Annotated in this window: 37 protein-coding genes; all 37 read left to right on the top strand. The window is 53.4% G+C overall.

Annotated features, from left to right (window positions below; all coding sequences use genetic code 11):
- Nucleotides 1–34: 34 nt before the first annotated feature.
- On the top strand, nucleotides 35–274 hold the full coding sequence (locus tag VSQ30_RS17730) for a hypothetical protein (protein WP_334466037.1): 240 nt from the start codon (nucleotides 35–37) through the stop codon (nucleotides 272–274).
- The gene (locus VSQ30_RS17725; protein WP_334466035.1) at nucleotides 264–1,688 is read left to right on the top strand and encodes an NAD(P)/FAD-dependent oxidoreductase; all 1,425 of its coding nucleotides are present in this window, start codon (nucleotides 264–266) and stop codon (nucleotides 1,686–1,688) included. Before VSQ30_RS17730 ends, VSQ30_RS17725 begins: the two co-directional genes overlap by 11 nt.
- 156 nt (nucleotides 1,689–1,844) lie before the next feature.
- Complete coding sequence (gene mnmA / locus VSQ30_RS17720) at nucleotides 1,845–2,918, top strand: tRNA 2-thiouridine(34) synthase MnmA (RefSeq protein WP_334466032.1); 1,074 nt, start codon at nucleotides 1,845–1,847, stop codon at nucleotides 2,916–2,918.
- Nucleotides 2,919–2,942: 24 nt separating this feature from the next.
- Entirely contained in the window at nucleotides 2,943–4,163 is a 1,221-nt protein-coding gene (locus VSQ30_RS17715) for a class I SAM-dependent rRNA methyltransferase (RefSeq protein ID WP_334466029.1), read from the top strand.
- Between the two features lie 11 nt (nucleotides 4,164–4,174).
- Nucleotides 4,175–4,699 (top strand): cysteine hydrolase family protein, encoded by a 525-nt coding sequence (locus VSQ30_RS17710; RefSeq protein WP_334466026.1) that lies wholly within the window; start codon nucleotides 4,175–4,177, stop codon nucleotides 4,697–4,699.
- A gap of 84 nt (nucleotides 4,700–4,783) precedes the next feature.
- On the top strand, nucleotides 4,784–5,215 hold the full coding sequence (locus VSQ30_RS17705; protein WP_334466023.1) for a hypothetical protein: 432 nt from the start codon (nucleotides 4,784–4,786) through the stop codon (nucleotides 5,213–5,215).
- A gap of 2 nt (nucleotides 5,216–5,217) precedes the next feature.
- Nucleotides 5,218–5,901, top strand: coding sequence for a Type 1 glutamine amidotransferase-like domain-containing protein (locus VSQ30_RS17700; protein ID WP_334466020.1), 684 nt, complete (start codon nucleotides 5,218–5,220; stop codon nucleotides 5,899–5,901).
- A 22-nt stretch (nucleotides 5,902–5,923) separates the two neighbouring features.
- Nucleotides 5,924–6,964 carry a 3-deoxy-7-phosphoheptulonate synthase gene (locus VSQ30_RS17695; RefSeq protein ID WP_334466017.1) on the top strand — a complete coding sequence of 347 codons (1,041 nt, stop codon included), beginning with the start codon at nucleotides 5,924–5,926 and terminating at the stop codon, nucleotides 6,962–6,964.
- Between the two features lie 456 nt (nucleotides 6,965–7,420).
- Nucleotides 7,421–7,591 carry a tyrosine-type recombinase/integrase gene (locus VSQ30_RS17690; RefSeq protein WP_334466014.1) on the top strand — a complete coding sequence of 57 codons (171 nt, stop codon included), beginning with the start codon at nucleotides 7,421–7,423 and terminating at the stop codon, nucleotides 7,589–7,591.
- A 467-nt stretch (nucleotides 7,592–8,058) separates the two neighbouring features.
- Nucleotides 8,059–8,520, top strand: coding sequence for an IS200/IS605 family transposase (gene tnpA, locus VSQ30_RS17685; protein WP_334462478.1), 462 nt, complete (start codon nucleotides 8,059–8,061; stop codon nucleotides 8,518–8,520).
- Nucleotides 8,521–8,780: 260 nt separating this feature from the next.
- Nucleotides 8,781–9,155: a hypothetical protein gene (locus VSQ30_RS17680; RefSeq protein WP_334466013.1), complete on the top strand. Its 375-nt coding sequence runs from the start codon at nucleotides 8,781–8,783 to the stop codon at nucleotides 9,153–9,155.
- Between the two features lie 330 nt (nucleotides 9,156–9,485).
- Nucleotides 9,486–9,836 carry a hypothetical protein gene (locus tag VSQ30_RS17675; protein ID WP_334466011.1) on the top strand — a complete coding sequence of 117 codons (351 nt, stop codon included), beginning with the start codon at nucleotides 9,486–9,488 and terminating at the stop codon, nucleotides 9,834–9,836.
- Nucleotides 9,799–10,392 carry a hypothetical protein gene (locus tag VSQ30_RS17670; protein ID WP_334466009.1) on the top strand — a complete coding sequence of 198 codons (594 nt, stop codon included), beginning with the start codon at nucleotides 9,799–9,801 and terminating at the stop codon, nucleotides 10,390–10,392. The genes VSQ30_RS17675 and VSQ30_RS17670 overlap by 38 nt, the downstream gene beginning before the upstream one ends.
- A gap of 77 nt (nucleotides 10,393–10,469) precedes the next feature.
- Nucleotides 10,470–10,811, top strand: coding sequence for a nucleotidyltransferase domain-containing protein (locus tag VSQ30_RS17665; protein ID WP_334466007.1), 342 nt, complete (start codon nucleotides 10,470–10,472; stop codon nucleotides 10,809–10,811).
- Complete coding sequence (locus tag VSQ30_RS17660) at nucleotides 10,804–11,211, top strand: HEPN domain-containing protein (protein ID WP_334466005.1); 408 nt, start codon at nucleotides 10,804–10,806, stop codon at nucleotides 11,209–11,211. The genes VSQ30_RS17665 and VSQ30_RS17660 overlap by 8 nt, the downstream gene beginning before the upstream one ends.
- Nucleotides 11,212–11,403: 192 nt before the next feature.
- The gene (locus VSQ30_RS17655; RefSeq protein ID WP_334466004.1) at nucleotides 11,404–11,760 is read left to right on the top strand and encodes a hypothetical protein; all 357 of its coding nucleotides are present in this window, start codon (nucleotides 11,404–11,406) and stop codon (nucleotides 11,758–11,760) included.
- A 32-nt stretch (nucleotides 11,761–11,792) separates the two neighbouring features.
- On the top strand, nucleotides 11,793–12,233 hold the full coding sequence (locus VSQ30_RS17650; RefSeq protein WP_334466002.1) for a hypothetical protein: 441 nt from the start codon (nucleotides 11,793–11,795) through the stop codon (nucleotides 12,231–12,233).
- An 11-nt stretch (nucleotides 12,234–12,244) separates the two neighbouring features.
- On the top strand, nucleotides 12,245–13,321 hold the full coding sequence (locus VSQ30_RS17645) for a vWA domain-containing protein (RefSeq protein ID WP_334465999.1): 1,077 nt from the start codon (nucleotides 12,245–12,247) through the stop codon (nucleotides 13,319–13,321).
- A gap of 10 nt (nucleotides 13,322–13,331) precedes the next feature.
- A complete protein-coding gene (locus tag VSQ30_RS17640; RefSeq protein ID WP_334465997.1) occupies nucleotides 13,332–13,745 on the top strand; it encodes a hypothetical protein in 414 nt (137 codons plus the stop codon).
- 106 nt (nucleotides 13,746–13,851) lie between these two features.
- Nucleotides 13,852–14,082 carry a type II toxin-antitoxin system antitoxin VapB gene (gene vapB / locus VSQ30_RS17635; protein WP_334465995.1) on the top strand — a complete coding sequence of 77 codons (231 nt, stop codon included), beginning with the start codon at nucleotides 13,852–13,854 and terminating at the stop codon, nucleotides 14,080–14,082.
- The gene (gene vapC, locus VSQ30_RS17630) at nucleotides 14,079–14,480 is read left to right on the top strand and encodes a type II toxin-antitoxin system tRNA(fMet)-specific endonuclease VapC (RefSeq protein WP_334465993.1); all 402 of its coding nucleotides are present in this window, start codon (nucleotides 14,079–14,081) and stop codon (nucleotides 14,478–14,480) included. The genes vapB and vapC overlap by 4 nt, the downstream gene beginning before the upstream one ends.
- 163 nt (nucleotides 14,481–14,643) lie before the next feature.
- Nucleotides 14,644–14,913, top strand: coding sequence for a type II toxin-antitoxin system RelB/DinJ family antitoxin (locus VSQ30_RS17625; RefSeq protein WP_334465991.1), 270 nt, complete (start codon nucleotides 14,644–14,646; stop codon nucleotides 14,911–14,913).
- On the top strand, nucleotides 14,906–15,184 hold the full coding sequence (locus tag VSQ30_RS17620; protein ID WP_334465989.1) for a type II toxin-antitoxin system YafQ family toxin: 279 nt from the start codon (nucleotides 14,906–14,908) through the stop codon (nucleotides 15,182–15,184). The genes VSQ30_RS17625 and VSQ30_RS17620 overlap by 8 nt, the downstream gene beginning before the upstream one ends.
- A gap of 207 nt (nucleotides 15,185–15,391) precedes the next feature.
- Nucleotides 15,392–15,751, top strand: a complete 360-nt coding sequence (locus VSQ30_RS17615; protein WP_334465987.1) for a helix-turn-helix domain-containing protein — start codon at nucleotides 15,392–15,394, stop codon at nucleotides 15,749–15,751.
- Between the two features lie 80 nt (nucleotides 15,752–15,831).
- Nucleotides 15,832–16,092 carry a type II toxin-antitoxin system RelE family toxin gene (locus VSQ30_RS17610; protein ID WP_334465984.1) on the top strand — a complete coding sequence of 87 codons (261 nt, stop codon included), beginning with the start codon at nucleotides 15,832–15,834 and terminating at the stop codon, nucleotides 16,090–16,092.
- A gap of 15 nt (nucleotides 16,093–16,107) precedes the next feature.
- A complete protein-coding gene (locus VSQ30_RS17605; protein WP_334461591.1) occupies nucleotides 16,108–16,329 on the top strand; it encodes a hypothetical protein in 222 nt (73 codons plus the stop codon).
- A 316-nt stretch (nucleotides 16,330–16,645) separates the two neighbouring features.
- Entirely contained in the window at nucleotides 16,646–18,592 is a 1,947-nt protein-coding gene (locus VSQ30_RS17600) for an AAA family ATPase (protein ID WP_334465981.1), read from the top strand.
- On the top strand, nucleotides 18,492–19,352 hold the full coding sequence (locus VSQ30_RS17595) for a hypothetical protein (RefSeq protein WP_334465978.1): 861 nt from the start codon (nucleotides 18,492–18,494) through the stop codon (nucleotides 19,350–19,352). The genes VSQ30_RS17600 and VSQ30_RS17595 overlap by 101 nt, the downstream gene beginning before the upstream one ends.
- A gap of 177 nt (nucleotides 19,353–19,529) precedes the next feature.
- Complete coding sequence (locus VSQ30_RS17590) at nucleotides 19,530–19,805, top strand: type II toxin-antitoxin system RelB/DinJ family antitoxin (RefSeq protein ID WP_334465975.1); 276 nt, start codon at nucleotides 19,530–19,532, stop codon at nucleotides 19,803–19,805.
- Between the two features lie 125 nt (nucleotides 19,806–19,930).
- Entirely contained in the window at nucleotides 19,931–20,161 is a 231-nt protein-coding gene (locus VSQ30_RS17585) for a type II toxin-antitoxin system Phd/YefM family antitoxin (RefSeq protein WP_334465972.1), read from the top strand.
- Complete coding sequence (locus VSQ30_RS17580) at nucleotides 20,158–20,535, top strand: hypothetical protein (protein ID WP_334465969.1); 378 nt, start codon at nucleotides 20,158–20,160, stop codon at nucleotides 20,533–20,535. The genes VSQ30_RS17585 and VSQ30_RS17580 overlap by 4 nt, the downstream gene beginning before the upstream one ends.
- Nucleotides 20,536–20,742: 207 nt before the next feature.
- A complete protein-coding gene (locus VSQ30_RS17575) occupies nucleotides 20,743–21,660 on the top strand; it encodes a ParM/StbA family protein (protein WP_334465966.1) in 918 nt (305 codons plus the stop codon).
- Between the two features lie 3 nt (nucleotides 21,661–21,663).
- A complete protein-coding gene (locus VSQ30_RS17570) occupies nucleotides 21,664–22,014 on the top strand; it encodes a hypothetical protein (RefSeq protein WP_334465964.1) in 351 nt (116 codons plus the stop codon).
- A 351-nt stretch (nucleotides 22,015–22,365) separates the two neighbouring features.
- Nucleotides 22,366–22,779, top strand: a complete 414-nt coding sequence (locus VSQ30_RS17565; RefSeq protein WP_334465963.1) for an RNA polymerase sigma factor — start codon at nucleotides 22,366–22,368, stop codon at nucleotides 22,777–22,779.
- Nucleotides 22,776–23,051, top strand: a complete 276-nt coding sequence (locus tag VSQ30_RS17560; protein ID WP_334465962.1) for a helix-turn-helix domain-containing protein — start codon at nucleotides 22,776–22,778, stop codon at nucleotides 23,049–23,051. Before VSQ30_RS17565 ends, VSQ30_RS17560 begins: the two co-directional genes overlap by 4 nt.
- 281 nt (nucleotides 23,052–23,332) lie before the next feature.
- Complete coding sequence (locus tag VSQ30_RS17555) at nucleotides 23,333–23,602, top strand: excisionase (RefSeq protein WP_502876310.1); 270 nt, start codon at nucleotides 23,333–23,335, stop codon at nucleotides 23,600–23,602.
- Nucleotides 23,603–23,742: 140 nt separating this feature from the next.
- Nucleotides 23,743–24,927, top strand: a complete 1,185-nt coding sequence (locus tag VSQ30_RS17550) for a tyrosine-type recombinase/integrase (RefSeq protein WP_334465960.1) — start codon at nucleotides 23,743–23,745, stop codon at nucleotides 24,925–24,927.
- The last annotated feature ends 3 nt before the right edge of the window (nucleotides 24,928–24,930 follow it).

Raw genomic sequence — 24,930 nt, 5'->3', positions numbered from 1 at the left:
TATAAACTCACACTTGCAGGGATTTTGGCGGGAAATGGGGAGGTTAAGGGGGAAAACGGTGGGGAGAGGGTTGAATGGAGGGCAAAATGAGAAGGGGTGTGTGGGCGGGATGGGGCAAATTCTTCCCAAGAAGTTTTGCCTTGCAGGAAAAGGGCTTTTGTGCTATGCTATAGAAAGGAAAAAGCGCTTGGTTTTTCACAAAACAGCAGGCGCCGCAATAGGGCCTGACAGCCCTGACGGGAAAATGAGAGAGAGGATACTATATGAGATATGACGCGGTTATTATAGGTGCGGGCGTGACAGGCAGCGCCATTGCCCGGGAGCTTTCCCGGCGGGAAGGGCGGTTCCTGGTGCTGGAACGTGCCGGGGACGTGTGCGAGGGCACCAGCAAGGCAAATTCTGCCATTGTCCACGCAGGGTTTGACGCGGAGCCGGGCACCATGAAAGCCAGGATGAATGTGCAGGGCAACGAGATGATGACAAAGCTCAGCGAGGAGCTGGACATCCCCTTTAAGCGGGTGGGCGCTTTCGTGGTGTGCCTGGACGAGGGGGACATGCCCAAGCTGCGGGAACTGTATGACCGGGGCGTGGCGAACGGCGTGCCGGGCCTTAGCATTTTAACCGGGGAGGAAGCCCGGAAGCGGGAGTCTAATCTCAGTGACAAGGTGTGCGCAGCCCTGCTGGCGGAAACCTCCGGGATTATCTGCCCGTTTGAGCTGACTTTGGGCCTGGCGGAGTCGGCGGCGAAAAATGGTGTGGAGTTCCGCTTTGGCACAGAGGTACAGAAGATAGAGAGAACAGCGGAGGGCTGGTACGTGACCACCTCCCAGGGAGAAGTGGAAGCCCAGACAGTAATAAATGCCGCTGGGATATATGCCGATATCTTCCACAACCAGGTGTGCGAAAAGAAACTGCACATCACGGCCAGAAAAGGGGAATACTGCCTGCTGGACAAAACAGCTGGCAGCCATGTGAAAAGCACCATTTTCCAGCTTCCGGGCCAGTATGGCAAGGGGGTGCTGGTGTCCCCCACTGTACATGGCAACCTGCTGGTAGGCCCCACTGCCACAGACATTGAGGACAAGGAAGACACCGCCACCACGCCGGAGGGCCTGGCGGAGCTACAGGAAAAGTCTGCCCTGGGTGTAAAGAACGTGCCCCTGCGGCAGGTGATCACTTCCTTCATGGGCCTGCGCGCCCATGAGGACGGGGACGATTTCACTTTGGGCGAGACAGCGGAGGGCTTTTTCGACGCGGCGGGCATCGAGTCTCCTGGCCTTTCCAGCGCTCCGGCCATCGGCGTGTATATTGCCGGGCTGGTGGCGGACAAGCTTTCCTTGAAAGAGAAGGCAGGCTTTGACCCGGTACGCAAAGGCGTGCCCCGGCTTCACGAGATGAACGCGGAACAGCGAGCCGCGAAAATACAGGAAAACCCTGCCTATGGCAATATTATCTGCCGCTGTGAGGAGGTTTCCGAAGGGGAAATTGTAGACGCCATCCATGGCATACTAGGCGCCCGCACCCTGGACGGCGTGAAGCGCCGCACCCGGGCCGGCATGGGCCGCTGCCAAAGCGGCTTCTGCTCTCCCCGGGTGATGGAGCTGCTCTGCCGGGAGCTGGGGCTTACCCTGGATGAGGTGCGCAAAAACGGGCCAGACTCCCAGATTGTGCTGGAGAAAACACGATAGAAGGTGCTTTTTGCCCTGATAAGTATCCCGGAAACCTTTGCCAGGCTTACGCAGAGTGCGGCTCCCCCGCAGGCAGCCGCGCTCTGCTGGTTTTTTCGGGAAAACGGAGAATTTTAGAACCAAACTATTTTAAGGGTTTGCGGGAAGGAGGGCACAATGGAAAAAATCATGGTGGCCATGAGCGGCGGGGTGGACTCCAGCGCGGCGGCCCTGCTAGTGAAACAGGCAGGCCTGGAGGCTGTGGGCGTTACCTTGAGCCTCCGCCGGGAGGAGCGGGAAGAGGTATTTCCCGGGGAAAAAACCTGCTGCTCAGCAGATGACATAAATGACGCACGCATGGTGTGCGCCCGTCTGGGGATTCCCTTTTATGTGTTCAACTTCCAGGAGGATTTCCAGGAACAGGTAATAGACCGCTTTGTAAACGCCTACTGCCAGGGGAAAACCCCAAACCCCTGCATCGACTGCAACCGGCACATTAAGTTTGGGAAGCTGCTCCGGCGGGCGGCGGAAACGGGCTTTGACAAGGTGGCTACAGGCCACTATGCCCGGGTGGAGAGGGACGAGGCTTCTGGGCGGGTTCTTTTGAAAACCGGGCTGGACAAGGACAAAGATCAGAGCTACATGCTCTATTCCCTGACCCAGGAGCAGCTTGCCCACACCATGTTCCCCTTAGGGGAACTGACAAAAGCCCAGGTGCGGGCGCTGGCAGAGGAAAACGGCCTTTTAAACGCACGCAAGCGGGACAGCCAGGACATCTGCTTTGTGCCGGACGGGGACTATGCCGCCTTTATCGAAGGCTATGCGAAAACATCCTTCCCCAGCGGGGACTTTGTGGGAACGGCTGGGGAGGTGTATGGCAGGCATAAGGGGATTATCCACTACACCATTGGCCAGCGCAAAGGCCTGGGGCTTTCCTTTCCCCAGCCCATGTATGTGTGCGGCATTGACCCGGAGAAAAACCAGGTTACCCTGGCCCCCCATGAAGCCTTGTTTTCCCGGACTGTTACAGCCCATGGCATCAACCTCATTGCCTGTGAAAGGCTGCCCGGCCCTGTCCGGGCGCAGGTGAAGCTGCGCTACCGCCATGCCCCCCAGCCAGCCCTTCTGGAGCAGACCGGGGAAGACACGCTCCAGGCCACCTTTGACCAGCCCCAGCGGGCCGCCACCCCAGGCCAGGCGATGGTAGCCTATGACGGCGACATCGTAATCGGCGGAGGCGTGATAGCGTAAAAAAGCTGGAAGGGAGAAAACGGAATGAAAACAGAACGTCCCTATCCCTATGTGGAAATAGACAAACGCGGTGCGGCCCGCGCCAGGGAAGGCCATCCCTGGGTGTTTGATAACGAAATTACGGATATGGAAGGGGAGCTGCAGGACGGCGCCCTCTGTGACGTTCTCAGCCCTAAAGGCCGCTACCTGGGTACAGGCTTCTATAACAGCCATTCAAAAATCCGGGTGCGCATCATTTCCCGCAACGCCAACGACAGGTTTGACGAGGATTTTTACCGCCGCCGGGTACGTCACGCCTGGGAATACCGGAAAACCGTTATGGCAGGGGACTTCAACTGCTTCCGGCTGGTGTTCGGGGAGGCCGACCGCTTCCCCGGCCTGACCGTGGATAAGTTCGGGGGCGTTCTGGTGACCCAGACCCTTTCCCTGGGGGTGGAAAAAATCAAGCCCCTCCTCTTTCCCCTCCTTGTGGAAGCCCTGGAGCGGGACGGCATATCGGTCTGCGGCATCTATGAGCGCAACGACGTACGGGTGCGGGAGTTGGAGGGCCTGGCCCAGAACACAGGCTGGTTCCCCCTGCCGGGCCGGGAAGCGCCGGAGGAGACCACTGTGGAGATAGAGGAAAACGGCGTCCGCTACCTGGTGGATTTTGCAAACGGCCAGAAAACCGGGTTCTTTTTAGACCAGAAGTATAACCGGGCCGCTGCCGCCCGGCTGGCTGCCGGCAGGCGTGTGCTGGACTGCTTCACCCACACAGGATCCTTTGGCCTCAACTGCGCTAAAGCCGGGGCGGCTTACGTACGCTCTGTGGATGTGTCTGAAACCGCCATTGCCTGCGCAAGGGAAAACTGCGCCCGCAACGGCCTTTCCCGCATAGTGGAATATGAAACCGCCAATGTGTTTGATCTGCTGCCTTCCCTGAGGCCAGGGGAATATGACTATATCATCTTAGACCCGCCCGCCTTTACCAAGTCCGGCAAAACTGTGGACAGCGCGGAGCGTGGCTATAAGGAGATAAATTTCCGGGCCATGAAGGCCCTGCCCCGGGGCGGGTTTTTAGCCACCTGCTCCTGCTCCCACTTTATGGGAGACGCCCGCTTTCGGGCTATGCTTCAAAGCGCCGCCAGGGACGCGGGGGTGGAGCTGCGGCTGATTGAGGCCCGGACCCAGGGGCCGGATCACCCGGTGTTATGGAACGTGCCGGAGACGGACTACCTGAAATTCTACCTGCTTCAAATCGTGTAGGAGGAAACGCCATGGATGAAATACAAAACGCCGCCCTGCTGGTGGTAGACGTGCAGCAGGGGCTTTTGGACAAAGGCCCCTTTGAAAAGGAGCGGCTGGCGGAGACTATCGGCAGGCTGCTGGGAGAGTTTCGCAGGGAACAAAAGCCCGTTCTCTTTGTCCGCCACGACGACGGTCCCGGCACAGAGCTTACCGCAGGCGCGCCGGGCTGGGAAATTGCCCGGGAGGTAAGCCCTCTGAAAGGAGAAAAAATTTTTGACAAGCGCTTTAACAGCGCCTTCCTGGAAACAGGGCTGGAGGAGTATCTGGGGGAGGCGGGCATAAAAACCCTGGTGGTGGCAGGGCTGCAGACAGAATACTGCATAGACGCCACAGTGAAATCTGCCTTTGAAAGGGGCTTTAAAGTTTTGCTGCCAAAGGGCGGCATCACCACCTTTGATAACGGCGGCTTCTCCGCCGCCCAGATAAACCGGTTTTACTATGAAAATATCTGGCGGGGCCGGTATGGGGAAATCCTGGAAGGGGCAGGCGTGTGAAAAATATAGAGAAAGGAATGATACCGGGCACAAAAGACTGACGTTTCAGCTCTTTTTGTGTACATTCGGTATCCCATGGCCATTATGAATATTGACAGATTTTCTTACAAACTGGGGGCCGCAGACTGCTTCTGCGAAATGGTGCGGGCTGGGGTGAAAAAGCTGGCGCTGGCCCACCCCTGCGACAGCCGGGAGGAACGGGACAGCTTCCTGCCGGAATTCCAGAAGCTTTGTGCCGAATACGGGGTGAAGCTGTATCCGGAGGACGACGCCTTCATTACAGACCTGTTCCCCGTCTCCATGAACAAAAACCGCTTTAACGCTATCTTTTATCAGGATGAGGCTGTGCTTCAGGCCTATCTGGACTTAAAGGAGGAAAAGCGGCAGGCCCAAGCCGGGGGCGCATATACCCCGGAAAAGCGGCGGGACATTGCTTGGCGGTATGGGAAGCTGCTGTCCTATACGGACGAGGGCATAGAGCGGCTGCTAAAAAACAACCAGGAAAGGGAGACGTGAATATGCGCGTGTTTTTAAACGGCGGGGGCGATGGGGCCAACGCCCAAGAAGCCTACCAGCGCTTTGGCGCGGCGATAGATAAGACAAAACCACTGCTTTATATCCCTATGGCAATGGAGAAGGAGGAATATTCCGGCTGTCTTGGCTGGATAACCGGGGAGCTTTCCCTGCTGGGCATAGAAATTTTCATGGCCCGCTCCGGGGAAGAACTGGCGGGGCTGGATTTATCCCATTTCGGCGGGATTTTCATCGGCGGGGGCAACACCTACAAGCTGCTGCACGAGTTAAAGGAAAGCGGCGCCCTTTTAAAGCTTACAGAATATCTGAAGGCTGGCGGCCCGGTATTCGGCGGCAGCGCTGGGGCCATTATCTTGGGGGCGGACATTGATACCTGCCGGTATGCCGACGAGAACCTGGCCGGCCTTTCGGACACGGCAGGCATTGACGTGCTCTCCGGCATTTCCCTTTTGTGCCATTATGGCAATGAGGACGAGGAAATTACCCAAAGGCACACAACCCATCTGCTGGGGCTTTCCCAATCCGGGCGCAGGATACTGGCCCTGCCGGAGGAGGACACAGTGGTGCTAAACGGCGAGAAGGCGGAGGTTATAGGCACGCGGCCCTACTATCTTTTCAAGGAGGGCCAGCGGATAGAATGCCTGCCGGGGCCGCTGGAGCTAGGATAGGTCGGAGGCAAAACAGAAAGGGATGAAGAAAATGTCTATGAAGCTGAACCGGGAGCTGCCCCTCCCGGCAGACCTGAAAGGGGAGTATCCCCTGTCAGCGTCCCTGCGGGAAAGGAAGGCCCAGAGGGACAGGGAAATCCGGGCGGTGTTTACCGGGGAATCAGATAAATTCCTGGTAATCGTAGGGCCTTGCTCGGCGGATCAGGAGGACTCTGTGCTGGAGTATGTCCACAGGCTTGCTAGAATCAACGAGCGGGTGGGAGACAGGCTGCTGCTCATCCCCCGGGTGTACACCAACAAGCCCCGCACCACAGGGGCGGGGTATAAGGGAATGCTTCACCAGCCCTCCCCGGACAAGGCCCCGGACTTGCTGGGAGGCATTATCGCCATCCGCCGCCTGCACATCCAGGTGATGGAGGAATGCGGCCTCACCGCTGCCGATGAAATGCTGTATCCGGAAAACCGCAGTTATCTGGACGATGTGCTCTCCTATGAGGCTGTGGGGGCCAGATCTGTGGAAAACCAGCAGCACCGTCTGACTGCCAGCGGCATGGATATCCCGGTAGGCATGAAAAACCCCACCAGTGGGGATTTGTCTGTGATGCTCAACTCCATCCAGGCAGCGCAGTCCGGCCACACCTTTATCTACCGGGGCAACGATGCCACCACCACCGGCAACCCCCTGGCTCACGCCATCCTCCGGGGCGGCGTGGACAAATACGGCACCTGCGTACCCAACTATCACTATGAAGATCTCCGGCGGCTGTGGGAGCTGTATGAGGAGCGGGAGCTGCAAAACCCAGCGGTTATCGTGGACGCCAACCATTCCAATTCCAACAAGCAGTATAAGGAGCAGATCCGCATTGTCAGCGAGGTGCTCCACAGCCGCCAGTATAACCCGGCCTTGAAAAAGCTGATCAAAGGCGTGATGGTGGAAAGCTACCTGGAGGAGGGCACTCAGCCCATTGAGGCAGAGCGCACCTTTGGCAAGTCCATCACCGATCCCTGCCTGGGCTGGCAGGACACAGAGCGCCTGCTCCTTTCCATGGCAGAGCGGGTGTGAGAGAGCGTGTGAATAACGTGTTTAAAAATGGAGAAATACGAAAGTTTCGTCCACCTTTTCAAAGTTGGTGGGCAAAAGCTGACGTAAAACGTTAGCTTTACGCAAAATGTTTCGCATTGTGGAAAAAAGTGAAAGTCCTGTTGCCGCCAGAAAAGCCAAAGCATGGAGGAAGGCCGGGTCAACCATACGGCAGGCGTACATCACAACGGGGACTTTATTCAAGCCTGCGCTTAATAATATTTTAAGAGAATGTTATGAGGAACGGGATGTCCGAAAGGCATCTGAGGTGCTTACACAAACACTTGAGTATCTGGACAGGCGGACAGGGCAGAAAATGTATCTGACGATGCGTGACCTGGTATTTGTCAACTGGCGGACGGGAGAACCAGCGAAAAACAGCTCATACGATACTCACCTGTATAAGCTGTGCGATGAGGCGGGTTTCCGGCGGTTTGTATGCATACTTATGCAACCCGAGCTATTGAAAGCGGGATGCCGCCCAGAGTGTTACAGAAGCTGTTGGGCCATGCTAGCATCAAAACGACTATGGATCGCTACGTCCATGTCACGGACGATTCACTGGTCAGTGCAGTACGGCAATTTGAGGCAAACACCATATCCCCATGACAAATAGATGCGGAGACAAAAAGAAAACGTCAAAAATCCAGTCATAATAAGGAGTCGTGAACACATATGAAATTAGGCATCGTAATATATTGGCTTGATTCCGTATGTTAATGTAACTCCATATGATTTCGTAAACCCGCATGGGTACTGGATTTATTGGAAGTCGTGGTACATATAAACCTATAAAACCTGATATATCTTTAGAAGAATTTGGTGCGGAATTGGTGCGGCCACCGTACAAAGATAGAGACTTTCGCGACACTGGTTTTTATCTCAACGACACATAGATTCTGTTTGTAAGGGGCGGTTTCAAAAGGAAACCGCCCCTTCTGGTTTATAAGAGCAACCACCGGCTATGCCGGCGGAGACCGAAGAAAGCGATAGCGTTGATTATAAAAAAAGACCTCCTTTGATATAATGGAAGCGGGTAACGCCAACCGCACAAAAATCAAAGGAGGTCAGTCCAAATGGACGAGCAAAGTTTATCACATACAAAATGGAAATGTCAATACCACATTGTGATCGTACCAAAGTATCGCAGGAAAGTAGTATATGGGAAACTGCGGGCAGATATAGGGAAAATCCTGAGGAAGCTATGTGAATACAAGCATGTGGAAATCATAGAAGCCCATGCAATGCTCGATCATATCCACATGCTGCTTTCTATACCGCCAAAGTTGAGCGTGGGAGAATTTATGGGATATCTGAAAGGGAAGAGTACCCTGATGATATTTGAGAGACATGCGAACTTGAAATACAAATATGGGCGTAGAGTATTCTGGGCCAAAGGATATTATGTAAGCACCGTAGGAGGAAACAAAAAAGCCATTCAGAAGTATATCCAGGATCAGGAAAGAGAAGACCAGATCATGGATCAGATGAGCTTTAAAGAGTACGAAGATCCCTTTAAAGATTTAGAAGAAGTGTAAAAAAGAAACGCCAAACCCAAAGTGCGGTTGGCGTTTCTCATTCTGCGCCTTTAGGCGCTGCTGGCATCATGCCCTTTTAGGGCTTATCATTCATACCACGTCCTTTGGGCGTGGTATTGATTGCCCTTGAATAAATATACAGAGGTACGACATGGAAATGGGAGAGCCATTTTTTACGTGCCGATTCAATTGTTTATAAGTTTTTAGGGGTAGTTTCAAAAGAGAAGCTGTCCTTTTTGTTATGATAGGAGGTTCCCGTCGTGAAATGCCTGCAAAAATATCACTGGGTCAAATTGCCCCGCAAGTCCCTGCCACAGGGCAAAGGCATCCTGTCCGCCTGGGCGAAGCTTGCTTCCCGTGCGGCTTTCCGTAAAGGAGTAGCCTCCTATTGCGGCCATAATAACCCCGTAGAGCCCGGTATGTGGGCCGGGGGCGTTGTTGGGCTAAAGAGTATCCTGGGCGTAAGAAGCCGCTCCAAAGCTCTGGAAACGCTTGATAAGCTGGCTCAGCTCGGCTACCTGACCTATGGCCTGGACAAAGAAACCAAGAAACTTACCTACCAAATCACGGACTGGGTGGTAAAATGCTCTGGCACGGCCTGCATGAAAGGCGTCGTATACACGACCGACGGGTAAGGCTTTCTGTGCGTACCCCGGAACATAACAGAACGCCTGGCCAGGCAGCACTACAAATTTGAAGAAACAGACGCCTGGTTAGACCTATGGTGTCACACAGTATGGGAGGATCCGGACAACGGGTTCTCTTTTTTTGCGCCTGTTATCCAGTATGGAAAGTATGGCGCTAACTTGACTTTGGAAACCCTAGGGCAGCGATGGGGCTGGGAAAAGACCAAGGTATGGAGATTTCTGAAAAAGCACGGGGATGCCTTCGCTCTGTACCGCTTGCCCGGCTCGTATGGCTGCCTCATTTTTAATAAAGCGTACCCAATCGGTACGGAGGTTTCATTGCCCGACCAGAGGGAAGTTGTGCGCATTTTTAAGGAAATACGCACAATGGGGGAAAATACGCCTAACGGGAACAAAGGACAAACGCGGTTTGGAAAGCTGGTTGCATGGTTCAGCAGGAAAATCAGCCGCGTTGCAGTTTCGGCTTCTATAATACGCGCGTATATTTCTTCACCCAAGAATTGGAAGAACTTTAATGAGGACTGCAAGGGTGGTGGTTATATCCCTGCCCTTGCGAAAATCAGGAGCTACGGGAGCCCTGGGGGAAGTGTGCCCCTTGGCTTCACGGAAATTGGAAAGGATTGGTTTGATTATGAAGAACCACGACGAAAAAGCCAGAGAATTTATTGATTTGCTCACCATTCGAGGCATTTTAGGCGATAAAAAGATAAAAAATGAAGATATGCGCGTTCAAAAGCAGGAAAAGGCCCGTAACAGCTATCATAACACGCTGCTGCTTTTGCAGCAGTACCGGACGTTGGTCTGGCTCATGGAGTGTTTCCCGGAAACCGTGGCGGAGGAGCTGGATCAGCCGTTTCAAGGCATTGACGAGCTGCTGGAGCAGATGGACTTGACTTTGGCCATGGGAAATCGCAGGATGGAAAACCGGCTGGAGGGCACTAAAAAGACCCGCATCCTGCTGGATCGGATCAACGAGGCTCTGACCGTGCTGAAAAAGAAACCGGGAGATGGGAAGCGCTTGTACCAGATCCTCTACCTGACATACATAATGCCTGAGCCCCTGAGCCATGCGGAGATACTTTACCGGCTGGAGATGTCCTCCCGCAATTACTACCGGCTTCGTCAGCAGGCCATTACCATTCTTTCTATTCGGCTGTGGTCAGCCCCTTCGACAGATGTGGACTTTTGGCTGGAAATGTTGGAGTTCTTGGAGAAAATGGAGTAACTTTTTCTGTGGTCGGCTCCGGTTGCAAAGATACAATATTTCAGGTATAATAGAATCGAGAAGAAAGGAGGGATCGTATGCTTGCCATGCAGGAAGTGAAAAGGATAGCCGGGGAGATGTGCCGACTGGTTTCCAAAATTTTCCCGCAGGAACGTATAGACGCGGTTTTATTTGGGTCTTACGCGCGCGGCGATGCGGAGGAGGGCTCAGACATAGACCTTCTCCTGCTTGTGGATTCCTCCAGGGAAACGATCTCGGAGAAAAGCTGGCAGATAGGCGGGGCGGCTGCGGAATTGCTTTTGAATTATGGTGTTTTGCTGTCTCCCATTGTGGAAAACCGCCAGTATTTCCAATCCAATTCCCAACTGCTTCCTTTGTTCCGAAATATCTCTGCTGAGGGGGTGCCGCTCAGTGCCTGATATAACCATTGCAGACCTTTCCCAATACCGGCTGCACAAAGCCGGGGAAATGCTGGTATCCGCCAGACGCGACATAGAAGCGGGAGACTACGCCTCTGCAAACAACCGGGCTTATTATTGCATATTTCACGCAATGCGTGCGGTACTGGCCTTGGATGGCCTGGATTTCAAGAAACACTCCGCAGTCATATCACAGTTTACCCTGCGGTATCTCAAAACAGAAATCTTCTCTAAGGAGTTTGGGAAACTTATCACAAATGCTTCACTCATCCGCAACCGAAGTGATTATGAAGATTTTTATATCTGCTCTGTTTCTGATACGGAAGAGCTTCTGGCAGGAGCAGAATGCTTTTTGCGAGAGGTAAAACTGTTTCTTGAGAAAAAGTACAAGACGCTCTAAAATGCGTGGCACAAAATTTGCACAAAATTTGCGCTCCATAGCCGATGACACGAAAAAAGAAAAGTGCTATAATGATATCGTACCAAATTGGGGCCAGACAAAACGTTTGTAAAACAAACGTTGAAAGCCGTTTCGAGCAGCAGCTTGAAGCGGCTTTTTTGTTACCCTAAATTCATCTACAGGAGGTTATTTATGACAAAGCCAAAGAAAAAGGGCCGGAAGCTGGTCACGGCCTACTGGTCGCTGGTGGGAGCTGGGGCGGCGGTGCTGGTATCGCTGCAGCAGGTGTACGCGGACACCATCTGGAACCGGTTTTCTACCATCATGAAGGACGTGTACGGGCAGCTGGTGGCTATCAGCACCATCGTGGCAGTGACGGCCGCCGCCATCGCCCTGCTGGTGCGGATGATCTCCCGGAACCAGCGTGCGGTGGATGAGGCCACAAGCTGGCTCAAGCGCATTGTAGTGACGTGGATCACGCTAAATTCATTGGGGTTCATTGTGGCGTATTTACAGCCGCTGATCGCCGGGGGCCAGTACACAGGATGATGAAAGGGGCGAGACCTTATGCGGGCCATCCCATGGTGACCCGAGAGAAAGGCCGGCAAAACCGTTATCAGGCCGTCTGCGGCCTGTACGCCCACGAGCTGGGCCATGTGCTCTATACGGATTTCCTCGCGCCCCAGACCCAGTTAAATTTCTTGGGCCGGGGCCTTTGGTACCCGGAGCCGCCCGCCCTGCGCACATTCGCAGAGTTTGGGAACGAAAAGGCTCTGTGGGCCTACGTCAAGGCAGATGAGAAAAACCAAGAGGCCGTGCAAACCGTGGCCCATACTATCCTGAACGTGCTGGAGGACGGCTATGTGGAGAACCGTATGCTGCTCCATTTCCCCGGCACCCTGGGCTTTGCGCTGGAGGCCGTGCGGGCAAGGCAGCAGAATGAGATGCCCACCGTCACCCAGATGAAGGAGGCCGAGGAGGATGGCCGCTGCCATATCCTGGACAGCATCCTGCAATGCTGATGGGCGGCTCCATGGACGCCGGCAAACAGGATGTGTCCACTGAAGAAGGGGGGCGCATCCCTTACCACCAGACAGATTCCGTATACGAACCTGTAGGCGGCACCACCGAGTACAACGCCGATTATGAACGGGAGCAGTATGAAAAAGCTGCCTCTGATATCGAGCGGGTACTGGACAAGATGGCGGAACGCGCCGCCTGTGAGCAGCTGGAAAATGAGCGGCTTGCGGAGCTTAACGAAATGGCCAACAATATCTCCTATGGGGACATCCACAAAGGCGTCCATATGCGCATCAACCGCATGGCCAGCGTGGACGAAAATCTGGTGGAGCAGTATGATTCCATCGCGTCCCAGCTTCTCACTATCTCCCGGCAACTTCAGCGGAGCATCCAAAAGGAACTGAAGGAGCACCAGCGCGGCGGCAAGCAGACCGGCCTTATCATGGGCCGCAGGCTGGATTCCCACGCCCTGTGCAGGGGCGACGGCAAGGTGTTCTACAAGACTGCCCTGCCCAACGAGATCCCCGAACTGGCCGTGGGCTTGCTGGTGGACGAATCCGGCTCCATGAGTGATGCTGACCGAGCCACTTACGCCCGGGCCGCCGCTATTATTCTCTATGACTTCTGCGAGGGCCTGGAGATCCCCGTGATGGTCTACGGTCATTCAACGGGCAGCGGCAACCAGGGAAACACAGTGGAAATGTACTCTTATGCCGAATTTGACGGCTTTGACCGGGATGACAAATACCGCCTGATGGACATCTCTGCCCGCAGCAGCAACCGGGACGGCGCGGCCCTGCGCTATGTGGCCGAGCGGCTGTCCCGGCGTCCCGAGGCCGTGAAGCTGCTGATCCTGGTGTCCGACGGCCAGCCCGCCGACCTGGGCTACAGCGGTACTGCCGCCGAGGAAGACCTGCGGGGCATCAAACAGGAGTACCAGCGCAAAGGAATAGCTTTTGTGGCCGCTGCCATCGGCGACGACAAGCCCAACATCCAGCGGATATACGGGGACTCTTTCCTGGATATCACCGATCTGGAGAAGCTGCCCGCCAAACTGACAGCGGTGGTGAAAAAGCATATACGGATATAGGGGGAAAATTATGAGTGTGAAAAATATCCCTTATACAGAGAGCACAACAGAGACTGTAGAAATGACCGAACTTGACGGCATGGAGCACGGAGCCGTCCTCCGATATATGGATTTAGGCGGGCCTAGCAAACCGTGTTCCACGAGGGAGGTCAAGACCACGATGGGCGACCTTTATGTGATCGTGAATGCCCTGCGGGACTACGCAAACCTTCTGGAAAGCGCTGTTTCCGCCTGGGGGCTGACCGGATATCATGAGGCCACTTACCAAATTCATGCGGAAAGATGCCGGAAAATCAGCCGGAAATACGCGAGAGCCATGGGCTACGACTACGATATGGCGCTGGCACGCTGCCGTAAGCGGCGAACCCGTGACGGCGGCACAGGCATGGATGGGCTGGAGGCGCTTGTCCACAACAAACAATAAACCTATTTGTTCTGTTCTGTGGAAGGGCATCGGTTCGCCGATGTCCTTCCTTTTAGGTTGACAAAATACATATCATGATATATCCTATTTGTAGGAGGTGAGCGCCATGGAAGTCGCAAAAATTTTTGAAACAGGCAGGAGCCAGGCTGTACGGCTGCCGAAAAAGTTCCGGTTTAACGATAGTGAGGTCTTGATCCAGCGCCTGGGTGACGTGGTGCTGCTGGCGCCGAAAGAGGCGGCATGGAATGTGTTCCTGGAAGGCTTGAACAGTTTTACCGACGATTTTTACGAAGGCGGCAGGGAACAGACGGTACAGCAGGAGCGCGAATCCTTATGAAGTATATGCTGGACACCAATATCTGCATCTATGCCATCAAGAACAAGCCGGAACAGGTACTGCAAAGGCTCAAGGAAAACCAGCAAAATGGCTTGTGTATTTCCACCATAACTTTGTCAGAGCTGGAATATGGCGCGGCAAAAAGCTCCAACCCACCGAAAAACCAAGCCGCTATCATGCAGATGCTCCTGGTTCTGGAAGTCTTGCCTTTTGATGACCGGGCCTCCATGGAGTACGGAGGAGTCCGGGCTTACCTGGAGAAGCGGGGAACGCCCATCGGCCCCTTGGATGCTCTCATAGCCAGCCATGCCAGGGCAGAGGGTCTGGTTCTCGTTACGAACAATGTCCGGGAATTTGAGCGGGTTCCAGGGCTGAAGGTTGAAAATTGGGTAGAATGATAAGTCAGCTATCTACAGTTTATCTTATTTTGGGGCACCGGTTCGCTGGTGCCCTCTCTCCATGTGGATAAGCCTAATTTACAAAAAAGCGTGCAATACACTTGCAAAGCAAATGAATATTGCGTATAATGAAAATGAACAATGGAGAAAGGGGAGGCTCAACATGGCAAACAAACAAAATATGACGCTTCGGATTGAGCCGGAACTGAAAGAACAGGCAGCCGCGCTTTTCAAATCGCTTGGTATGGATCTGAGCACAGCAACGGGGATTTTTTATCGGCAGGCACTGCGTCACCATGGCCTGCCTTTTGAGGTGAGACTGGATGAGCCCAATGAGACCACCTATGCGGCCATGGAAAGTGCGGAAAAAGAGGAAGACCTGTATGGGCCCTTTGACAGTGTGAAAAGCTTGATGGAGGCCCTTGATGCTTAAACCGGAGTTTACAGGGCAGTTTAAGAAAGACTACAAGCTGGCTGTAAAGCGCGGATGTGACCCCAAAAAGTTAGAGAAGGTCATTTCCTTGCTTTGCAGTGAAGAGCCGCTGCCGGCCTCATACCGGGATCATGCTTTGGCAAATTCCAGAAATTACATGGACATGCGAGAGTGCCACATTGAGCCGGATTGGCTGTTAGTCTATAAGGTAGTGAAAGATATACTCATCCTAAAACTGATCCGGACAGGAACGCATAGCGATTTGTTCTGACGATAGTAAATCAGATCGTTGTGCAGTTACACAATGTAAAGAAAAGTCTTGCAGGAAGGGCACCAGTTCGCTGGTGTCCTTCCCTTTTGAAATTTTCTTCCCACACACAGTAATACAATTATAAGAAAAGTTTTACTCGCTGTTTAACTCAAAGCAAAGCCTGTATACTAATAGCACAACTTTTAGAAACAGGGAGCGGGTACGGCCATGGGCAATAAAATGGTAGGGCGCAGGTTCAAGGAGTGCAGGGAGAAGGCCGAACCCACCCAGGCAGAACTGGCCGGAAAAGTTGGCTGCACGGAGCAGTACATCTCCGTGATAGAACGCGGCATCAACTTCCCAGCTTATAACCGGCTTGTCCGTATCCTCAACATCCTGGACGTTTCCGCCGACGCGGTGCTCCGTGACGTGCTCGACTACGCTGCCGAGCAGCGGGCTTCTGAACTTTCCGAGATGGTGGCGGCGCTGTCTGCCCGTGACAAACGTGAGATATTTGAGGTTGTGGAATTGCTGGTGAGACAGGCGGAGGTGAGAGAAAAGGGAAGTGAGCCTTCTGCGGATGTCTGAAGAAATTCTATTTGCATATCTGGGCGCAGTCTGGTAAAATAGTATAAAATAGATAGTATCCCCTTGAAAGGGTGTGCGGCGTGAAAGTTCGGTATTCCAGAAAGTCGCTGAAATTCCTGAGCAAGTTGGATTTGAGGTCTGTAGAGAGGATCCGGGCTGCTATAGCCGGGCTGACAGAAAAGCCTCCGAAGGGTGATATCAAACCCATGCAAGAATATAGTGATGGCCGGATGCGGCTGAGGGTAGGCGGCTGGCGTGTGGTATACCGGCTGGAGCAAGATGGAAGAGTAGAAGTCCTCCTGATTATGGAGATAGGAAACCGTGGCGATATTTACAAGTGAGAGGGGTGTGATCGTATGTCAGAAAAAGTTGTGGAAGCAGCCAGGCTGATGGATATGCTCCCGGAGGCGGATCAGAACTTTGCCTATGAGTTTATTAAAAAACTGGTGCGTGCCTGGGACCCGGATTTTACAAAGGCCACGCCGCAGGAAGCCAAGGAACTGGAAGAAGCGGAAGCAAGCGGTTTTGTGGACGAAGAAGATGTCGATTGGGGCAATTTATCCAGGTATTCAGATTGACACCCCCCTCAAAACCTGCTAAAATAGAACCACAGTATCCGGTTCGTAAAACGAACACAGTCTCCGAGTTACAAAGTGTCATGTTGTGCCTTTTGGTGCAAGTGGCACTTTTTTTGTTTCTGTGTAAAATGTTTCCGGGCCGGGTGCGGCAAAAAAGGCAGCAGTCTGTAATAGTAAACGCGTTATAAATCCTGTAATACAGGATTTATAACAGGCGGCATAGCCGCCAGAACAAAAGAAATTTATTCTTTTGTTCTGTGTTAACTATTTGACCGCTGCCTTTTTCTATTTTACAAAACGAAGGGAGTCCTACAAAATGTCAAACTGCCAAGACAACTACTGCGCCACTTTCCGAAACTATCCCTCCCTGCTCCTGTATCAAGAGGAGCAGGCCACCCGCAGCCAGTGGGAGCGCCACCGGGTCAAAGACCTGCGGGTGGAGCCCCTGGACAAAGCCGCGCCCCTTTACAGCGACCTGTCCTCCTTTGCCTCCGGCGTTAGCCGCGACGCAGTGGAGGACACGGCCAAAAACCTGGGCCTTGCCATGCGCATGGCAGAGGGCTGCTACCCCATCCGGGATACGGCTTACAAGAGCCTCCTGGGCCGGGCGAAGATCAGCGGCTCGGCCCTGCCAAAGCTGAAAAGGGACACGCTGGCCAGCGTCCTCAACGCCCGCCTGGGCCTGTACGGCGCGGAGGCCCTGCTGCTCATCCGGGACGAAAAGGTCACCGCCGTCCATGCGGACGATGCGGCAGACTACTCTGTCCTGCCCGTAAACGAGCTGCTCCGGGCCCTGCAAAACAAGCTGGACAAACGCTTCCCCGGCAGCAAGTTTGAAAACGGCTACCTGTCCTCCGGGCAGATCAAGGGCATCGGCCCCAAAATGGCCGAACGGCTCTACGATGCCTTTGGCCTGCAGGCCCTGGAGGTGCTGGACAAGGAGCCCGAGAGGCTCCTGGAAGTCAAGGGTATCACGGAAAGCAAGCTGGAAAAGATAAAGAGCTCTTACCTGATGAACCGTGGCGCCAGGGACGTGATAGCGTTCCTGGCCCCCCACGGGGTATCCCCCAACCGGGCTGTGAAATTATACCAAGAGTATAAAGGACAGACCATGGACATCGTGAAGAACCACCCCTACCGGCTCTGCGAGCTGGCGGGGATAGGCTTCAAAACAGCGGACACCATCGCCTACAGCATGGGCTTTGACCGCCTCTCTGCCGAGCGGGTGGACGCGGCGCTGCTGTATACTTTGACGGAAGCCGAGGAAAACGGCCACCTGTGCATGGAAAAGCACGCCTTTATCAATGCCTGCCTGAAGCTGCTGGACACAGAGGGCCTGACCATGATGGCAGCGGCAAACCGTGCCGCCAAGCTGGTGGAAAACGGGCAATTGGTGAGCTTCGGCAAGTACGTCTACCGCACCAAAACCGCCCATGCGGAAAGCCATTTGGCACAGCGTATCCGGCAGTTTGTGCGGGTGCAGGTGCAGGGCATCAAGACCCTGGACAACGAGCTTTCCCAGGAAGAGGCCCGACTGGGGGTGCAGTTTGCCCCGGAACAGCGGGAGGCCATCAAAATGGCTCTGTCCCACAGCCTGTCCATCATCACCGGCGGGCCGGGCACGGGCAAGACCATGATCCAACGGGCCATTCTGGATATTTATAAGCGCCACGACCCGGAAGAAAAAATCTGCTACTGCGCCCCCACGGGCCGCGCCGCCCGGCGCATGGAGGATTCCACGGGCTTCCCGGCCTCCACCATCCACCGGGCGCTGAACCTGATGCCCGGCGAAGAAGGTGGGCAGAACAGCCCGGAACCCATTGACGCCAAGCTGGTGTTGGTAGACGAGGTGTCCATGCTGGACATCTACCTGGCAAACAAGCTGCTGGACGCCGTGATGCTGGGCTCTCGTTTGGTGCTTATCGGCGACGCCGACCAGCTCCCTTCTGTGGGGACCGGGGCGGTGCTCAGCGAGATGATCACCAGCGGCTGCGTGCCGGTTGTCCGGCTGGACAAGGTTTTCCGCCAGGAGGCGGGCAGCCGCATCGCCGCCAACGCCAAGCTCATCCGGAACGGCTACAAGACCCTGGAGTGGGGAGAGGATTTCGCCTTTGTGGAATCGCCCTCTATCGAGGGATCCGCCGAAAAAAACATTAAAAGAGGTGTTCCGGTGCGCCCGCTGCGGCGAGGCAGGCGGCATCTTCGACCTGTACGCCCTGTTTACGGGCACGCCCAGGGAGCAGGCACGCAGGGCCATCATTGAGCGCATCGGGGTGTATCAGCCTCAAATCAGGCGGCATGAACCCGAGGTGCATCCTATAGAAAAACCTCTGGCCCCCGTTGCCGTCCGCCACAAGACCTACATGGAGTTTTTGTCCGTGTTGTCTTTAACAGATGAGCACCGGGAGAACCTGCGGGGTCGCGGCCTGACCGACAGCGCCATTGCCCGCTTGGGGTACAAATCTATGCCCATGGGCAGCGGCACGGCGCTGGCTCGACGGCTGGAAGAACGAGGCTTGCAGATCTCTGGCGTACCCGGCTTTTTCCGCACACGCTCCGGCGAGTGGTCTTTCGTCCACCAGCGGGAGGGGATCTTGATCCCCGTGCGGGATACCCAGGGATTGATCCAAGGGCTGCAGGTGCGCCTGGACAACACAGACCGGCGCAAATTCCGTTGGATATCCAGCGGCACCTTCTCCTGCGGCTGCAAGGCCCAGGGATGGGTGCATCTGGCGGGGGAACCTAAAAGCAAGATGCTGCTCACAGAGGGCCCAATGAAGGCTGATGTGATAAACGCCTTGACCGGCCTGACGGTTTTAGCCGTGCCCGGCGTAAATGCCCTGACCAAGCTGGAAGAAGCTCTGTCGCATCTGCGGCAGGCAGGCTTGCGGGAAATCAAGACAGCCTTTGACATGGACTACTGCACGAATTGGTATGTCCAGAAAGGCTATGAAGAGCTTCTTCGCCTGCTGGCCCGCATAGGCTTTCGGTATGGCACCTATGTGTGGGGCCCCCCGGTATAAGGGGCTGGATGATTTTGTCTGGGCAAAACTGAGGAATAATCTGGATAGAGTGAGTTGAATGCTGAGGGGTGATGCACTGCATTGCCCCTTTACCATTCAAGAAATCCCTCTGTTGAGTTGATTTTATATTGCAGCAGGAGTACAATAGATGTAGAAAGAGCAAGAGGAGCTTGTGTTATGGCAAACACCACGAATTTCAGTGTCCGTATGGACAGCGAGGTAAAAAAACAGTGCGAGGCCCTTTACAATGATTTGGGCATGACGCTTACCACCGCCATCAATGTGTTCTTGCGTCAGTCTCTGCGGGTGGGCGGCCTGCCCTTTGAACTTCGGAAGGAGCGGCCCAACAAGGAGACGATTGCAGCCATGCTGGAGGCCGAGCGGATTGTCCATGATCCCTCTGTAAAAGGGTATGATGATTTGGCCGAACTGTTTGCGGAGCTAAAGTCATGATGTGGTATTAACGATAATTTGCTGGTACTGACGTTCGTTTATAATACGACGCATAGTGACGTGTTTGGAGAGAGAAATGGTAGGGCAGTTGGTGCGTCTGGCTAAACAGGAAGGAGCAGCCCAAAATGCACATTGTTACGGCAACTGAACTCCAGAACAACTTTGGAAAGTATTTACAGCTGGTGCAGGGAGGCGAGGAGGTATGCGTGCTCAAAAACGGCAAGGAGGTGGCCCGCCTTATCTCCAAAGAGAAAAGCGTCCCCTTTTTGAGCGATTCCCTGCTGGGCGTGCTGAAAAACGACTATGACGAAAAAGCGATGAGAGCGGAAAATTGGAATAGGAGGTGCCCCACATGAGCTGCCACAATATAGGCCACGGTTTGAACGAGGTGGTTCGCAAGGTTCTTGTAGAATATGATGCCGGGCTGATTCCCTACGAGTCTGCCTTCCGTATCCTGCAGCAGTGTGTAAAAAGCGTAAATTGGTGTGACGGGAATGATTATGAAGCTACAGCCTGTATGTACGACCGTTGTGGGCGGTGTCTGCGGAAAGGGCTGCCTATGTTCGAGTTGGGGAGTTATTATGTGATGCGGAAAGTTTGGGATAAGGTCAGCAAAGGAGTCATCAGCTACCACCTGTGCCAAGACTGTATTGACGAGATGGGTCTCCAGGAGTTTGTCAGTAATCCCTGGGACGTGGAACAACAAGCCAGATACGACTACTATGGCTGATTTTAGAAAAGAAAAGTCAAGCTGAGCTTCTTAGCAGAACCCAAAGCGCCCTGAAAAATATAGGCTCGTGAAGACAACATGATACAAAGCAAAGGATGAGAGCGGCCATGCCGCTCTTTTTCTTTTGCAAATTTTGCGTATTCCCATTGCAAATGCGCACGATAAAACGTGTAATCCCAACAAATAATCCGTTGGAGGTTTTCTATTATGTTAATTGCCATCGACCACGGCAACTACGCCATAAAAACACCCCGGTTCTCCTTCGTCTCCGGCCTGGCCGAGCACACGGTGAGGCCGCCCATGTCCGAAGAAATTTTGGAGTATGGAGGCAAATTTTGGACGCTCACCACTCGCCGCCTGCCCTACATGCGGGACAAGACCCAGGACGACCGCTATTTCATTCTGACCCTGTTCGCCATCGCCCGGGAGCTGGAGCGCAAAGGCCAGTATTCCCCCACCGAGCGCATCCAACTGGCCGTGGGCCTGCCCCCGGAGCATTACGGCAGCCTGAAGGAGAAATTTGCCGCCTATTTCAAGCGGGGAGGCCCCGTGAAATTCACCTACAAAGACCGGGCCTACACTATCTTCATCGACCAGGTGATGGTATTCCCCCAAGCTTTTGCTGCGGTGGTGCCCCGCAGCAGCATGGTGGTCAAGACCCTGCGGCTGTTCATCATCGACATCGGCGGCTACACCACGGATGTACTTCTCCTGCAAAACGGCAAGCCCGACCTGCAATTCTGCCGTTCCCTGGAAACCGGCGTCATCACCATGAACAACGAGGTCATCCGCAAGGTCAGCACCAAATTCGATATGCGGATTGAAGACGACCATATTTCGGCTGTCCTACAAAACCGGGAAATCTGTCTCCCAGATGAAGTCAAGGAAGAAATCTTCAAAGCGGCCCAACTCCACGCCAACGATATCCTCCACCAGCTCCGGGAGCTGCAAGTTGACTTGCGGGCCAACCCAGCCATCTTCATCGGCGGGGGCAGCATCCTTTTGCAGCCCTATCTGAGCGAATCCCCCCTGGTGGGCAAGGCCGAGTTTATCGACTCCCCCAACGCCAACGCCCTGGGCTACGAGATGCTGGGGGAAAGCCAACTGGCCCGGTCGAGGGGGTAGCCTATGCGGAAAAAAGGAAAATACCGCTTCACCCTGCAATTCCCCGCTGACACAGAGGAGCAGATCCAGGCCGGCGAGCTGCTGGAACGGCTGGGCAATAAGAAAAGCGCCGTCCTGGTGGCGGCACTGTGCGAGTATTTGCAGGCCCACCCGGCGCTGCAAAACCCGGAGTGCAAAATAGAACTCAGGGCGACCCACCGCTACCCACCGGAGGCCCTTGCGGAGCTGGTGCGGGAGATGGTGGGGGAGCAGTTGGCCCAGGCAACCGGTATAGGGGCGCAAGAGCCGCCCAATGTCCCACAGACCGGCTCGGATGTGGCCGAGATGCTGGAAAATTTAGAAATATTCCTGTGAAAGGGTACAGAATTTACACAAATAAAAGTTTTACAATTAGAGAACGTGTTTTCTTTTCTTTTCTATCTATAAGTTATGCTATATAATATATGAATGAAGGGGAAATAAGTAGATTCTCTAATTTTAAGATTTGTTGTGGTAAATGTGGTTTTGAAACCAGTTTACCGCATGACAAAGGGGTGGCTCCACTGAACAAGGTGGGCTGCCCCTTTGCGCCTTTTAAGAGGCAATAGGGTAGAAAAACAAGACCGAACGTCAACCATTTTTGAGCCCAAGCATACCATCAAGGTATGTCTGGGCTTTTTCGTTTCCCGCGCTCTGATGGTGTGCTTTGGCGGAAAGGAGCATACCATGTACGGAAAAAGCACGGAACGGGATGAACTGCGGGGGAGGTTTACCAAATGGATGGAGGTGACAGTTTATAGGGCCAGGCTCAACTACTTAAAAGCGCAAAGACGCCGCATAGATACCATCCCATTGGAGGATGCCTCTATAGAGAAGCTGTGCAGCCAGGAAGGCGAGGAACAGTGGATCCAGAAAATGAGAAGGGCAGATTCCTTGGATTTTGAAGAAGAGGCTCTTGCTGCCGCATTTTCTCAACTCTCCGCTTTGAAAAAGGAAGTGCTCACCATGCTGTTCCTGCTAGACATGACCCCACAGGAAATCGCAGGTGAGTTATTCTGCACTGTACAGTACGTCTATAAGCAGAGGTCACTAGCGTTGAAAAAACTACGTGAAGCGCTGAAAGGCGGTGATGCCCTGTGACGGCTGACACATTCCGCAAAACCCTCATAGAAGCTATCGGGGGCAGCAATGAGGCCCTGGCCGATATAATTGAAATGTATATGCCTCTGATAAACCGGTACAGCTATGTGGATGGAGAGTTGGACGAAGACCTGCGGCAATACATATTTCTGCACATTTTCAAAAATCTTTCAAAATTTTGCCTTAAAAGGGTAGATTTCCCGATTTCCGGTTGTTCTTATAGATTGAAAGGCAATCCCCATGCCCTGCACCTTGAAAATTTCACAGTCTGACCCGGTACATTCCCTGTGGGCGAGCGGCTATCTGTCTATCTGGCAAATAGAACAAGAGCACTCCTATGCTGGCGGCACCAGCATAACGCGATGACCCTGCAGCGGGACAATGATACTTCCGTAATTCGCGGCCCGGCCATGATGAAGGCGGGGGGGTTGAAATTACCTATGGCCCGTCCGCTGCGGGCGCCGGGGAAGATTTTTATATTTGGAGTTGTAAAGCATAACTTTGATACGTGTAGTTTTTTGTATGAAAGTCCCTGGAGGAGAGAAATAAATATATGGAAAGGCATAAGGTGAAAAACATGAATATGAAAGAATACAGTGGACTGTCTTCCGATAAAACAACCAATGTTAAAGAGGCGGTACCTATCCACTTGAAGATGACGCTTACCATTAAGGAGGCCGCAGAGTACAGCAATATTGGTATCAACAAGATCGATGCATTATTGAAACAGCCAAACTGCCCCTTTGTGCTCTTTGTGGGAAACAAAAAGCTGGTCAAGCGCCGGGCATTTGAGGAGTTTATCAGTGCCAAACTGATTATCTGAATGCATGGAGGAAAAATCCTCTGGTGCGCACCAAAATTGGCCGAAAACCTTGAAATGTGTTCGAGTCCTATGCTATAATAATATGTCGCGAAGGACTCTTCTTACGCACGTCCGATGTGTTTAGGAAAGGAGTTCAAATCATGGGAAAAAACTTAAAAGGCAGAGAATGTGGGAAAGGCATCTGCCAAAGAAAGGATGGGAAGTATACTGCAAGATACAGTGCCAAAAATGGCAAACGGCATGAAAGGCATTTTGATACACTTCCGGAGGCTAGAAATTGGCTTGCAGAGGCGCAGTACAAGGAAAGCCATGAGCTTGTAACAGACCATTCGATTTTGACGGTGGATATGTGGTTTGCATATTGGATTGAGAACCTGATTTGCGATCTCGCTTCCAATACAAGGAGGAACTATAGGGAGAGATACAAAAGCAATATCCAGCCAGTTATTGGCACTATGTTTATGTCCGATGTAAGGCCGATGCACTGCAAAGCTGTCTTAAACCGTATGGAGGCTGAATATGCTGGGTCAACCATACGGCAGGTGTACATCACAATGGGGACTTTATTCAAGTCTGCTCTTATGAATGGAATCATTGGCAAACACCCTATGGACGGAGTCCGCTATACGAAGCCATTGCGTGCTGTTGATGACATCAAATTCCTCAGCTTGGAGGAGCAGGCGAAATTCCTAGAGGCTGCTAAGCGATCCCATAACTATAGGCAGTATGCCTTGCTCTTGGAGACTGGCCTGCGGACATCCGAATTGATTGGCCTGACATGGGATTCCATCAGCTGGGAAAAACGGACGCTGACAGTAAACAAAACGCTGGAATACCGGCACAAACAAGGCTGCTGGCGTGCCGGCCCTCCTAAGACCCAAAAAAGTTACCGCACGATTCCTTTGACCGACCGAGCCTATAGTATTTTAAGAGAGTGTTATGAGGAACGGGATGTCCGAAAGGCATCTGAGGTGCTCACACAAACACTTGAGTATCTGGACAGGCGGACAGGGCAGAAAATGTATCTGACGATGCGTGACCTGGTATTTGTCAACTGGCGGACGGGAGAACCAGCGAAAAACAGCTCATACGATACCCACCTGTATAAGCTGTGCGATGAGGCGGGTTTCCGGTCGTTTTGTATGCATGCTTTAAGGCATACTTATGCAACCCGGGCCATCGAAAGTGGGATGCCGCCCAAGGTATTACAGAAGCTGTTGGGCCATGCCAGCATCAAAACGACTATGGATCGCTACGTCCATGTCACGGACGATTCACTGGTCAGTGCAGTACGGCAATTTGAAGCAAACACCATATCTCCATGACAA

Origin of the sequence: Acutalibacter sp. JLR.KK004, from assembly GCF_036941085.1 — a bacterium.
GTDB lineage: Bacteria > Bacillota > Clostridia > Oscillospirales > Acutalibacteraceae > Acutalibacter.
The sequence above is the reverse complement of the archived record's forward strand: the minus strand, read 5'-3'. Positions and strand labels throughout refer to the sequence as shown.